Below are 12,579 nucleotides of genomic sequence, written 5' to 3' on the forward strand. Positions count from 1 at the left end.
ATGTCGCATTTGACCCATATTAACGCCGCCGGGGAAGCACATATGGTGGACGTGTCCGCCAAGGCTGAGACGGTTCGTGAGGCCCGCGCCGAAGCGTTTGTGACCATGCAGCCGGCAACGCTGGCGATGATTGTTGACGGCAGCCACCACAAAGGTGACGTTTTTGCCACCGCACGTATCGCGGGGATCCAGGCCGCTAAACGCACCTGGGAACTGATTCCGCTGTGCCATCCGCTTTTACTGAGCAAAGTAGAAGTGCAGCTTGAGGCTCAGACTGAGCAAAACCGAGTTCGCATCGAGTCCGTGTGCCGCCTGACGGGAAAAACCGGCGTAGAAATGGAGGCATTGACTGCGGCCTCCGTCGCCGCGTTGACCATTTATGACATGTGCAAAGCCGTACAAAAAGACATGGTCATCGGCCCTGTCCGTCTGCTGGAAAAGAGCGGCGGAAAATCCGGCGATTTTAAGGTGGCAAACCATGCTTAATGTTCTGTTTTTTGCCCAGGTACGCGAACTGGTCGGCTGCGACAGCCTGGCGCTGGATGAAGCCTACGGCGATGTGGAGCAACTGCGTGCGGCATTGGCCGACAGAGGCAGCCGGTGGGCGCTGGCGCTGGAGTCCGGCAAGCTGCTGGCCGCGGTCAATCAAACGCTGGTGAGCTTTGATCATCCGCTGGCGAAGGGCGACGAAGTGGCCTTTTTCCCACCGGTGACCGGAGGTTAAGTGGACAACACCCGTATTATTGTTGGCCGCGAGAATTTCAACGTCGGCGAAGAGTATCAGTGGCTTTCTCAGTGCGATGAAGACGGTGCGGTCGTGACCTTCACCGGTAAAGTTCGCAATCACAACCTTGGCGACAGCGTTAGCGCCCTGATGCTTGAACATTATCCGGGCATGACCGAAAAAGCGCTGGCTGAAATTGTCGCCGAGGCCAGAAGCCGTTGGCCGCTGCAGCGCGTGACGGTGATTCACCGCATCGGCGAACTGTGGCCAGGCGATGAAATTGTCTTTGTCGGCGTGACGGGCGCCCACCGCAGCTCAGCGTTTGAAGCCGCCCAGTTCATCATGGATTACCTGAAAACTCGCGCCCCGTTCTGGAAACGTGAAGCGACCGCCGAAGGCGACCGCTGGGTCGAAGCCCGGGACAGCGATAAGCAGGCGGCTAAACGCTGGTAGGCTACGCGGTCTGCGGGATGTGTTAATCTTAAAGCGGGTGAGCCAAACAGCTCGCGTCAGAAGTTTAATTCACAACACAGAGGAAGCATCATGGACCGATTCCCGCGTCCCAATGAGACTATCGTGCAGCGTGCCAATACGGGCCTTCAGACCTTTATGGCGCAAGTTTACGGCTGGATGACCTGCGGTCTACTTTTAACCGCCTTTATCGCGTGGTACGCGGCGAATACCCCGGCGGTGATGGAGTTTGTCTTCTCCAGTAAAATCACTTTCTTTGGTCTGATCATCGTTCAACTGGGGCTGGTCTTTGTGCTCTCCGGCATGGTGCACAAGCTGAGCGCTGGCGTGGCGACGTCGCTGTTTATGCTTTACTCGGCGCTGACCGGGTTGACCATGGCGAGCATTTTCCTGGTTTATACCTATTCGTCCATCGCCAGCACATTTGTGGTGGCAGGCGGGATGTTTGGTGCCATGAGCCTCTATGGCTATACCACCAAACGTGACCTGAGCGGCTTCGGCAACATGCTTTTTATGGCGCTGATCGGGATTGTACTGGCTTCGCTGGTTAATTTCTGGCTGAAAAGCGATGCGCTCATGTGGGCCATCACCTACATCGGCGTGGTGGTTTTTGTGGGCCTGACCGCATACGACACGCAAAAACTGAAAAACATCGGCGAGCAAATTGATACCCGCGACGCGCAAATGCTGCGTAAATACTCAATTCTGGGTGCCCTGAGGCTGTATCTGGACTTCATCAACCTGTTCCTGATGCTGCTGCGTATCTTCGGTAACCGCCGCTAATCTACATATTCCCTCCCCTTCGCGGGGAGGGAGTTTTCCCCGCAGTTTTGCTTTTCCTCGCGCGACTTTTACCTGCCTGAACGGAAATAAATTGCAATATCTGTCACAAAAAGGGGGCGTATTGAGGAAATTTCCGTACACTTGCGTACTCTGATTAACAGGAAGAAATACTCCAGGAGATAAAACATGAAGTGGCAACAACGTGTAAGAGTGAGAACCGGGCTGGGTTGCTGGCAGATTATGCTGCATCTTGCGGTGGTCGCTGCGCTGCTCGTTGGCTGGAAAACCGCGACCCTGATCCCCGTGGGCGTAGGGCTGTGCCTGCTTTATGTCGCCACCGTGGTGCTGATGTTTATCTTCCAGCGTTTTCACACCGGTTTGCTGCGCGATATCGGTGATTTTCTTGAAGAGCTGACTACTACATGGTATTTCGGCAACGCAATGATTGCGCTGTGGCTACTGTCTCGAGTGGTACAGAGTCACCTTCTTCTGGCGCTCGCCGGCCTGGCAATGCTCGCCGGGCCAGCTATCTTCTCTCTGCTCGCGAAAGACAAATCACGCAATCTTACGCCTAAACATCCAGTACGCCGCTGAACCCGTCGTGGCCGCAATCACCAGCAGCGGCCACAAACTCTGCCAGACAATCCCAAAGCTCGCATCCTTCAGGTAAATCTGCTTGGTGATATCGGTAAAATGACGAATCGGGTTTATCCACGTCAAATCCTGCAGCCACACCGGCATGTTTTCCACCGGTGAGACATAGCCGGAGAGCAGGATCGCCGGCATCATAAAGACAAACACGCCAATAAACGCCTGCTGCTGGGTTGAGCAGAGGGCGGAAATCAGCAGCCCGAACCCCACCAGAGACAGCCCGTAGATAATCATCGTGAAGTAAAACAGCAGCAGCGAGCCGGAGAAGGGGATGTGGTAGCCCCAAATTCCTACCGCCAGCACAATGGTGGCCTGCACCAACGCGACAATCTGCGCGGGAACAGCTTTGCCAATAAAGATTTGCCAGGTGGCCAGGGGCGAAACCAACAGCTGATCGAGCGTGCCTTGCTCGCGTTCCCGGGCCACGGAGAGGGACGTTACAATCATCACGCCGATGGTGGTAATCATCGCAATCAGCGACGGCACCACAAACCATTTGTAATCGAGGTTAGGGTTATACCAGTTGCGAATAGTCAGCTCGCTGTTGTTGGGTTTGGGCAGGCCGGTCATCAGCTCTTGCTGATAGTTATTGACGATTTGCTGGAGGTAATTCGCGGCAATCTGCGCGCTGTTTGAGTTACGCCCGTCGAGCAGAATCTGCAGCTTCGCCGGATTCTGACTGGCAATATCGCGCGAAAAATTTGCCGGGAAACGAATCAGCAGCAGGGCTTTTTGGTTGTCTATCGTCGGCTGTATTTCCTGCGGGCTTTTCAGCAGTAGCACGTGGCTGAAGGCGCTGGCACGGGCAAAGCGCTGGGTCAGCTCAATCGAATGGTTACCGTTGTCTTCGTTATAAATAGCGATGGTGGCATTGGTGACCTCAAGCGTGGCGGCAAACGGGAACAAAAGCACCTGCAGCAGCACCGGCAAAATCAGGATGGCGCGGGTCTGCGGCTCGCGTAACAGCGACTGCAGCTCTTTGCGAATCAACGTCCATAAACGATAAAACATGCTTTCTCCCTAATCGAGCCGACGTTTGGTTTTCAGCGCCGTCAGGCCGATAAACATCACCGCCGAGGCAATCAAAAACAGCGTGTTGACGATCAACACCGAGGTGATATTCCCCGCCAGGAACAGGCTTTGCAGGGTGCTGACGAAGTAGCGCGCCGGGATGACGTAGGTCACCGCCCTGATAATCGCCGGCATACTGTCTATCTGGAAAATAAAGCCGGACAGCATGATGGACGGTAAAAATGCGGCGTTCAGCGCGACCTGCGCGGCGTTAAACTGGTTGCGTGTAATGGTGGAGATCAGCAGCCCCATGCCCAGCGTGCTAAGTAAAAACAGGCTGCTGATCAGAAACAGCAGTAACAGCGAGCCGCGCCACGGTACGCCGAGAATAAACACCGTCACCAGCATACAAAGCAGCATGGCTAGCATCCCCAAAACATAATAGGGCACCAGCTTGCAGAGCAGCAGTTCGGTCTTCGTCACCTGCGTGGAAAGCAGAGCCTCCATGGTGCCGCGCTCCCATTCCCGGGCCACGACCAGAGAGGTCAGGATAGCGCCAATGACCGTCATGATGATGGTCACCGCGCCGGGAATTATAAAGTGCTGGCTGATGGCGGCGGGGTTAAACCAATAGCGCAGCTGCACTTCGATTAAGGGCTCAAAGTGCTCCCCGCGATCTTCCGCCCGCTGTTGCTGCCAAAGCTGCCAGATCCCCTGCATATAGCCCTGAACAAAGTTAGCCGTATTGGGCTCGCTGCCGTCGGTGATCACCTGAATCGGGGCCGTTGCGCCGGGGCGGGCCATGTTCTGCGCAAAATCGGGCGGAATCGTCACCATGCCGCGAATTTTCCCGGCCTGCATGAGCTGAATCAGCTGCTCGCGGTTATCGCTGATGGTGGGCTCAATAAACGGCGAGGCGCTAATGGCGTGGGTGAAATCCAGCGCGTCTTCGCTCTGCTGCTCGATCAGCACGCCGACGTGGAGGCGGCTGGAATCGAGATTAATGCCGTAGCCGAAGATAAACAGCAGCAGAAGCGGGATAGCTACGGCGATTAACCAACTGCTGGGGTCGCGCACGATTTGCCGGGTTTCTTTCACGCACAGGGCGCGGACGCGGCGCCACGATATCCTTTGGCTATGTTCGCTCATCGCTGTGCTCCTTATCCCACTCGTGAATCAGCCCGATAAACGCCTGCTCCATGGTGGGGTCGGGCGTGTCGTCATCCGCTATCTGCTGTTTTAGGTCGTCCGGCGTGCCGCTGGCAATCAGCTTGCCTCGGTAGACCAGCCCGATGCGGTCGCAGTATTCGGCCTCATCCATAAAGTGAGTGGTCACCATCACCGTCACGCCTTTCTCTACCATGCTGTTGATATGCAGCCAGAACTCACGGCGGGTAATAGGATCCACGCCGGATGTCGGTTCGTCGAGAAACAGAATATCCGGTTCGTGCATCAGCGAGCAGGCAAGCGCCAGCCGCTGCTTAAAACCCAGAGGCAGAGAATCTGTCGTGCTATTGGCGATAGGCTGCAGCGCAAATGCTTCGCTCATGCGGGCAATTTTGTCCTGCTGAACGCGCCCGCGAAGGCCATAAACACCGGAGAAGAAACGGAGATTTTGTGCCACGGTCAGGTTGCCATAGAGGGAGAATTTTTGCGCCATGTAGCCCAGGTGCTGGCGTGCTTTGCCGGAGCTGGTTTTCAAATCCATGTCCAGCACCAGTGCTTTGCCCGAAGTGGGGACTAACAAACCACACATCATCTTGAAGGTGGTGGACTTGCCGGCGCCGTTAGGGCCAAGCAGCCCGAAGATTTCACCGCGCTTAACGGCAAAGTTAACGTGGTCGGTGGCGGCAAAGTCGCCGAATTTTTTGGTTAGCTCTTCGGCCTGAATCACCGTCTCACCTGACTCGCCGTCAACGGTATGAAGAATATCGCCCAGCGGAGATTCGTTCGCGGCGGCGCCACCCAGTAAATCAATAAACGCGTCTTCAAAGCGCGGGTCAGTTTCTTTCAGGCTGGACTCGGGCACGTGCAGGGCATTTGCCAGATCGTTCACTTTTGCCTCTTTGGCAAGGATCAGCCGCACAGAGCGCCCCTGAATCACGCCGTCGCTGACCTGCGGCAGCTTCAGCGCGCGCTGAAGTAGCTGGCGATTATTCTCCTGATCGTGGCTGACCAGTAGTGAACGCCCGGCCATCTTTTGCGTCAGCGCTTTCGGCGCACCGTGATAAAGCAGCTCGCCTTCGTTCATCAGCAGGATTTCTCGGCACTGCTCGGCCTCATCGAGATACGATGTGCTCCAGAGGATCAGCATGCCTTCGCCCGCCAGCTCGTGCACCATTTGCCACAGTTCACGCCGGGATATGGGGTCTACGCCTACGCCAGGTTCATCTAGCAAAAGGACTTTCGGCTGGCCGACGAGCGTACAGGCGAGACCAAGCTTTTGCTTCATCCCGCCTGAGAGTTTGCCCGCCAGCCGCTCGGTAAACGGCCCGAGAGAGGTGAATTCCAGCAGTCGGGCAAAGGTGCTTTTACGCTGCTCCCCGGTCACGCCGCGCAGGTCGGCATAAAGCTTCAGGTTTTCCATTACCGTCAAATCTTCATACAGGCCAAATTTCTGCGGCATGTAGCCCAGTTCAGCGTGCAAAGCGCGATCGTCTTTAATCGGGTCGAGGCCGATCACCGAGGCTGCGCCTTCGCTTGGCTGCAGCAATCCAGCCAGCATCCTCATGAGCGTGGTTTTCCCCGCGCCGTCCGGGCCGACCAGGCCGGTGACGGCCCCGGCATGAATTTCGCAATCCAGGCTGGCGACGGCCGGTTTTTCAAGGCCAGGGAAACGCTTCACCAGCCCCTGCAGATGAATGACCGCGTCATTGCTGCTCATGCTGAGTTCCACCGTTGAATTTCACCGTAACGGGCATGCCCTGACGCAGCGCGTCATCTGCATCGGTCACGATAATGCGTAAGCGGTAGACTAAATCCGTGCGCAAATCGGGAGTTTCAACCGTTTTTGGCGTGAACTCCGCCGTTGGAGACACAAATCCCACTTTGCCGTGGTATGGCTTGTCCGGGCGGCCATCGGTGTAAATCAGCAGTTCGCTGCCGGGTTTGGCCTGCCCGAGGTTGGTTTCGTCGATATAGGCGCGAACCCACACCGGGCGAGTGAGCGACAGGGTGAGTACCGTGCTGCCTGCGTTAAGCATGCTGCCGGGTTCAACGGCACGGGTCAGCAACGTGCCGTCAGAAGGCGCAATCAGAGTGGTGTCCTGCAGATCTAGCTGCGACTGAGCCAGCTGTGCTTTGGCTTGCTGAAGGCTGGCCTGCGCCTGAGCGATTTCCTGCGGGCGGTTGCCGCTGCGGTACTGACTGAGCTTATCCTTGGCCGCTTTCAGCGTGGCTTTTGCCTGGTCGCTGGACGAGCGGGCGTTGGCTAAATCATTCGCCGAGATGGTTTTGGTCGCCCACAACCCCTGCTGGCGCTGGTAGAAGTTTTGCGCGTAATCATAGGCCGCCTGCGCCTGGTTAACCTGCGCTGCAGCCTGGGCTATTTCTTCGTCACGGTAGCCCGCAATAATCAAATCGTACTTAGCCTGGGCGGCCGCAACGTTGGCTTCGGCCTGGCGCAAAGCGTTTTCATACGGTGCTTTATCTATCAGCCCCAGCGGTTCACCGGTTTTGATTGCATCGCCTTCATCTACCTCAAGCGCCGCGAGTCGCCCTCCCACGCGGAAGCTAAGGTTAACGGTGCGGATATCCACGTTGCCGTAAAGCGTTAGCTCGCTGTTTTGCTGGCTCTGATACCATTTCCAGCCGCCAAACGCCGCGGCCACGAGCACTAGAATCACAATGACGGCAATCACCGGCTTCTTATTGTTCATCACAAGCTTTTCCTCTGTTTACGGATAATCCCTGCAGGATGAAATCAACGTGGCTCAGCACCACGCGGCTTATTTGCTGCACTTTGGCCTGGTCAAACTGAGGCCAGCCGGTGCGCAACAGAATCGTTTCTCGCCCAAGCCGGAAGGCCAGCACCTGGCCGAGCAGCGTGTGGGTATGCAAAATAGTGTCGGTATCAAAAGGATCTCGCCCGGTGTAATGCGCCACCAGCGTGGTCAGCAGAGTGTGCATCGGGTCGATAACCTGCTGGTGAATAAGCTGATAAGCGGCGGTCGGGGAAAGCTGCTCGCGGGAGATAAATTTGCTCAGGTTGAGCGTGTCGTCGGCGGTCAGCAGGGCGATCATTTGCCCGAGCGCGGTATGAATAAGATGCCGTATTTTCTCTTTGTCCGGTTCGGGCTGGCAAAGAAGGGCTTCTGCGTGGGCAACATGCTCGTGAAAGTTACCGCTGATGAAATCGGCAATCCACTGAGCGGAAGCCATATACAGCGCTTCTTTGGAGCCAAAGTAGTAGGTGATCGCGGCAATATTTTGCCCAGCCTGGGCGGCGATATCTCGCGTGGTGGCATGCATGCCATATTCAGCGAATTGCGCGATGGCGGCGGTGATGAGCGTATTTTTAGCCTGCTCTCCGCGGCTGGTGACCGGCGTCGGCGAAGGTGTCATACCGACCTCTTAAAATGTTAATCAATCGATTGATTAAGAGTAAGCAAAGTTATCAATCCTGTCCAGTGCAAGGCTTTATTCTGCTTGCGGAGAGGAAAATGAGAATTTATGCGGAAGATCACAAAAACTGCTACACTGCACGCGAACGGCGCCGTGGTTTGCGCCTCCTCTCTTCGCCAGCTTAGCGCTGGCGCGTGATGTTCCCCCTGGAAACTACACCGCACAATGCGGTCAGGGCGGTTCTGGAGTTCCTATGTCTTTTGATTCTCTCGGCCTGAATGCCGATATTTTGCGTGCGGTGGAAGAGCAGGGCTATCGTGAGCCTACCCCAATTCAGCGCCAGGCAATCCCGGTAGTCTTATCAGGCCGTGACCTGATGGCCAGTGCCCAAACCGGCACCGGCAAAACCGCAGGCTTTACCCTGCCGCTGTTACAGCGTCTGACCGACAGCGCGCCTCACCTGAAGGGCCGTCGCCCGGTGCGTGCGCTGATCCTCACTCCAACCCGCGAACTGGCGGCGCAGATTGGTGAGAACGTCCGCGACTACAGCAAATATTTAAATATCCGCTCGCTGGTTGTCTTTGGCGGCGTGAGCATTAACCCGCAGATGATGAAGCTGCGCGGCGGCGTGGATGTGCTGGTAGCAACCCCAGGCCGTCTGCTGGATCTTGAGCATCAGAATGCGGTGAAACTCGATCAGATCGAGATTCTGGTGCTGGACGAAGCCGACCGCATGCTGGATATGGGCTTCATTCATGACATTCGTCGCGTGCTGGCTAAACTGCCTGCACGCCGCCAGAACCTGCTGTTCTCCGCAACCTTCTCCGACGACATTAAAGCGCTGGCTGAGAAGCTGCTGCACAACCCGGAAGAAGTGGAAGTGGCTCGCCGCAACACGGCGTCTGAGCAGGTCACGCAGCACGTTCACTTTGTGGACAAAAAGCGCAAGCGGGAACTGCTGTCGCAGATGATTGGCGAAGGCAACTGGCAGCAAGTGCTGGTGTTCACCCGCACCAAACACGGCGCTAACCATCTGGCAGAGCAGCTGCAAAAAGACGGTATCACCGCGGCGGCAATCCACGGCAACAAGAGCCAGGGCGCTCGTACACGCGCGCTGGCGGACTTCAAAAGCGGTGGTATTCGCGTGCTGGTGGCGACTGATATCGCGGCTCGCGGCCTGGACATTGAAGAACTGCCGCACGTTGTTAACTATGAGTTGCCGAACGTGCCGGAAGACTACGTGCACCGTATTGGCCGTACCGGTCGTGCGGCAGCCACCGGTGAAGCACTTTCTCTGGTGTGCGTGGACGAGCATAAGCTGCTGCGCGACATCGAGCGTCTGCTGAAGCGCGAGATCCCACGTATCGCATTGCCAGGTTTTGATGTTGATCCATCCATTCCGGCCGAGCCAATCGTCAACGGTCGTCAGCAGCGTGGCGGCGGTGGTCGTGGCGGCCAGGGCGGTCGCGGTGGTCAAAGCCAGGGTCAGGGCCAGCGTCGCAGTGGCAACGGCGGAAACGCGAATGCTTCCGGTGAGCGTAACAACGGCCCGCGTCGCAGCGGTAAACCGCAGGGCGAAGGTGCTGCGAAGCCGGCAGGGGATAATACCCGTCGCCGTCGCCCACCGCGTAAACCAGCGGCAGCGCAGTAAGTTTCATACCCTCACCCTTAAAGGGAGAGGGTATTAAAGACCCCCGCATTTCTTCTGCTTCTTTGAAGGTGGGAACTAGCGGAATCCCAGGTTTTCCGCCTCTCCCCTCTGGGGAGAGAGTCGGGGCGAGGGGAAAACTCCACACATATTATCGGATGCGTCATGCGTGTTCTTCTTGCCCCGATGGAAGGCGTTCTCGACTCGTTAGTTCGCGAACTTCTTACCGAGGTTAACGACTACGATCTCTGTATCACCGAATTTCTTCGCGTGGTCGATCAGCTGTTGCCGGTTAAATCTTTCCTCAAACTTTGCCCCGAACTCGATCATGCCAGCCGCACGCCATCCGGTACGCTGGTTCGCGTCCAGCTTCTTGGGCAATACCCGCAGTGGCTGGCTGAGAACGCAGCTCGTGCGGTCGAACTCGGCTCCTGGGGCGTGGACTTAAACTGCGGCTGTCCGTCAAAGCTGGTTAACGGCAGCGGCGGCGGGGCGACTTTGCTCAAAGATCCCGAGCTCATTTACCGCGGCGCGAAAGCCATGCGTGAGGCTGTGCCAGCGCATTTGCCGGTTACGGTAAAAATTCGCCTCGGCTGGGACAGCGGTGCGCGTCAGTTTGAAATTGCTGATGCCGTGCAGCAGGCGGGGGCGACAGAGTTGGTGGTTCACGGACGTACTAAAGAAGACGGCTACAAAGCCGAGCTGATCAACTGGGGTGCCATCGGTGAGATTCGTCAGCGGCTGTCGATCCCGGTCATCGCTAACGGCGAAATCTGGGACTGGCAAAGCGCACAGGATTGCCTTGCGGCTACGGGATGTGATTCGGTGATGATTGGGCGCGGGGCGCTGAATGTGCCAAACCTGAGCCGGGTTATCAAATACAACGAAGCGCGAATGCCGTGGGCCGAGGTTGTTACGCTGTTGCAAAAATACAGCCGTCTCGAAAAGCAGGGCGATACCGGGCTGTATCACGTGGCAAGGATTAAACAGTGGCTTGGTTATTTGCGTAAAGAATACGCCGAAGCAACGGAGCTGTTTACCCTCATTCGCACGTTAAAAACGTCCGGTGAAATCGCCAATGTTATTGGCGCGTTAAAATAATTTCTTTTAGATAACCCGTTAATTGAACTTTTAATTGGCGGGCATTTTCTCTAAATTAATTTATCTTCTTTCATTATTTCCTGAATAGAGTTCACAAAATTTCATTTTTATTTTATTTAGTGCTGGAGCTGGTTTCAGCATGATGCCACTATAGCCCCGAAAATTACACCAAGGATTGCTACTGTTTAACAGGCAAAACCTAAATTCATTCTCCGCGTGTCGGGAAATGAATTTAGGTTTTTTTTTGCTTTTTTTTTATTAAAACAAGGGACGTTTATCATGTACTCACGCACAAAAATAACCGGTGGCATGATGCTGCTGTTTGCCTTGGGAGGTATGCCCGATGCGTTGGCGAGCTATGCTCACTATGACGGTGGCCTGCTGACGAACAGCCATCTCGATGCCACCTTAAAAAATGTCTGGATGTTGAATACCACCGATGCAATGGCGGACCAGGGGATTGGCGATCAGAACGCCTGGGCTCAGGCGGTGCATCTGGACTGGCAAAGCGGCTGGCTGTGGGATCACGTAGGGGTCGATGCCTCGTGGTATGGCGTAGAGAAGCTGTACGCCAACGATGCCTTCTATGGCAGAGACTTGTTGCGGGACAAAAACGGCAAAGCGCAAGGCTTCAATAAGCTTGGGCAACTGTACGCCAAAGCGCGATGGGGCGACGCTGAGCGGCATCTCTCTCTTTGGGCTGGCTGGCGTCAACTCTATAAATTCGGCGCGTTAAACGTCACCCGCAGCCGTGCCGCCCCCAGTACCTGGGAAGGCGTTAGCGCCGAGTTTGCGTGGGACGATTTTAGCGCAAAGGCCGCCGTTGTGAACCGCTTTTCTGAGCGCGATGAGCCAGAAAAACGCCGCTTTCGTACCCTCAAAACTAACAAGCAAATTGACTACATTGCGACCAGCGAACTGAGCTGGTCTCCGGAAAAAGGTAGTAAAATCAGCTATATTGCCGCCGAGAGCGACAGCTATCTTCTCCGCCACGGGCTTGAAGCGAATGCCGTGGTGCCGCTTAGTAAAGATTTCAATCTCCTGGCACGAAGCACTTACTACTATGCTCGGGGCCTCAGCGATTGGGAGGGGGCTCGAGGGTTCAGCCGCAGCGCACAACATCTTTTTGCCCTTGTCGGCTATCAATACGGACGAGCGGAATCTGGCCTCGGTTGGTCATACACCCGAGCGCCGCTGGATAACGGTTTAGGCCATTTTTATTGGCACTTTGGTAAAAACACCCGGGGTGCCTTTAATAGCAAAGCCGATGGCGAGGGCAATGACTACATTAATGACGGTGAACAAATGCTGTATTTATACAGCCAGTATCAGATCTTGCCTGAATTATTAGTGGGCATCTACGGCAATTACGGTTTTGGCATGCAATACAAAGGTGTTGATTTAAAAGAGTGGGAGTATGGGGGTTATTTTCTCTGGCATAGCCCGCAGGTTAAAGGTCTGAACGTATTCGCCGGGTTTGGGCCGAGCTATAGCTGGAAATTAACGCCCGGCAGAATGCCATCCCTGGACGAAAACAATCATAGTTTCCGCCGTGCGAAAGGCGTAGGGGGAAGCGTACGCGTTGAATATCGGTTTAATTTATTTTGATTACGTCATAAATAAGGAG

The 12,579-nt window shown here is 55.6% G+C and carries 13 protein-coding genes; 8 read left to right on the forward strand and 5 right to left on the reverse strand.

Annotation, left to right across the window (positions count from 1 at the left end; genetic code table 11):
• The 5 genes from moaC to AAIE02_RS02400 all read left to right on the forward strand — a co-directional run bounded on the left by moaC (position 1) and on the right by AAIE02_RS02400 (position 2,572).
• Positions 1 to 486 (forward strand): cyclic pyranopterin monophosphate synthase MoaC, encoded by a 486-nt coding sequence (moaC, locus tag AAIE02_RS02380; RefSeq protein ID WP_498531904.1) that lies wholly within the window; start codon positions 1 to 3, stop codon positions 484 to 486.
• On the forward strand, positions 479 to 724 hold the full coding sequence (gene moaD, locus AAIE02_RS02385; RefSeq protein ID WP_008456269.1) for a molybdopterin synthase sulfur carrier subunit: 246 nt from the start codon (positions 479 to 481) through the stop codon (positions 722 to 724). Before moaC ends, moaD begins: the two co-directional genes overlap by 8 nt.
• On the forward strand, positions 725 to 1,177 hold the full coding sequence (moaE, locus tag AAIE02_RS02390) for a molybdopterin synthase catalytic subunit MoaE (protein WP_336982254.1): 453 nt from the start codon (positions 725 to 727) through the stop codon (positions 1,175 to 1,177). It begins immediately after the preceding gene.
• Positions 1,178 to 1,267: 90 nt separating this feature from the next.
• Positions 1,268 to 1,978: a Bax inhibitor-1/YccA family protein gene (locus tag AAIE02_RS02395; protein WP_498531905.1), complete on the forward strand. Its 711-nt coding sequence runs from the start codon at positions 1,268 to 1,270 to the stop codon at positions 1,976 to 1,978.
• 186 nt (positions 1,979 to 2,164) lie between these two features.
• Positions 2,165 to 2,572, forward strand: a complete 408-nt coding sequence (locus tag AAIE02_RS02400; RefSeq protein WP_008456275.1) for a YbhQ family protein — start codon at positions 2,165 to 2,167, stop codon at positions 2,570 to 2,572.
• Here the strand turns inward: AAIE02_RS02400 and AAIE02_RS02405 are convergent.
• The 5 genes from AAIE02_RS02405 to cecR are packed head-to-tail and all read right to left on the reverse strand — an operon-like array spanning position 2,534 to position 8,203.
• The gene (locus tag AAIE02_RS02405; protein WP_166875710.1) at positions 2,534 to 3,640 is read right to left on the reverse strand and encodes an ABC transporter permease; all 1,107 of its coding nucleotides are present in this window, start codon (positions 3,638 to 3,640) and stop codon (positions 2,534 to 2,536) included. The two genes, AAIE02_RS02400 and AAIE02_RS02405, sit on opposite strands and share 39 nt — an antisense overlap.
• Before the next feature lie 9 nt (positions 3,641 to 3,649).
• Entirely contained in the window at positions 3,650 to 4,789 is a 1,140-nt protein-coding gene (locus AAIE02_RS02410) for an ABC transporter permease (protein WP_498531906.1), read from the reverse strand.
• Complete coding sequence (locus tag AAIE02_RS02415; protein WP_336982257.1) at positions 4,776 to 6,524, reverse strand: ATP-binding cassette domain-containing protein; 1,749 nt, start codon at positions 6,522 to 6,524, stop codon at positions 4,776 to 4,778. Before AAIE02_RS02415 ends, AAIE02_RS02410 begins: the two co-directional genes overlap by 14 nt.
• The gene (hlyD, locus tag AAIE02_RS02420) at positions 6,511 to 7,518 is read right to left on the reverse strand and encodes a secretion protein HlyD (RefSeq protein ID WP_166995356.1); all 1,008 of its coding nucleotides are present in this window, start codon (positions 7,516 to 7,518) and stop codon (positions 6,511 to 6,513) included. Before hlyD ends, AAIE02_RS02415 begins: the two co-directional genes overlap by 14 nt.
• Complete coding sequence (gene cecR / locus AAIE02_RS02425; RefSeq protein WP_166995357.1) at positions 7,508 to 8,203, reverse strand: transcriptional regulator CecR; 696 nt, start codon at positions 8,201 to 8,203, stop codon at positions 7,508 to 7,510. Before cecR ends, hlyD begins: the two co-directional genes overlap by 11 nt.
• 253 nt (positions 8,204 to 8,456) lie before the next feature.
• On the opposite strand from cecR, the gene rhlE reads away from it, so the two are divergent.
• The 3 genes from rhlE (at position 8,457) to AAIE02_RS02440 (ending at position 12,560) form a co-directional block, all read left to right on the forward strand.
• The gene (gene rhlE / locus AAIE02_RS02430) at positions 8,457 to 9,854 is read left to right on the forward strand and encodes an ATP-dependent RNA helicase RhlE (protein WP_166995359.1); all 1,398 of its coding nucleotides are present in this window, start codon (positions 8,457 to 8,459) and stop codon (positions 9,852 to 9,854) included.
• Between the two features lie 162 nt (positions 9,855 to 10,016).
• On the forward strand, positions 10,017 to 10,952 hold the full coding sequence (gene dusC, locus AAIE02_RS02435) for a tRNA dihydrouridine(16) synthase DusC (protein WP_166995361.1): 936 nt from the start codon (positions 10,017 to 10,019) through the stop codon (positions 10,950 to 10,952).
• A gap of 279 nt (positions 10,953 to 11,231) precedes the next feature.
• Positions 11,232 to 12,560, forward strand: coding sequence for an OprD family outer membrane porin (locus AAIE02_RS02440; RefSeq protein WP_498531907.1), 1,329 nt, complete (start codon positions 11,232 to 11,234; stop codon positions 12,558 to 12,560).
• The last annotated feature ends 19 nt before the right edge of the window (positions 12,561 to 12,579 follow it).

The sequence above is a fragment of the Cedecea sp. Ae19-4 genome (assembly GCF_059801165.1).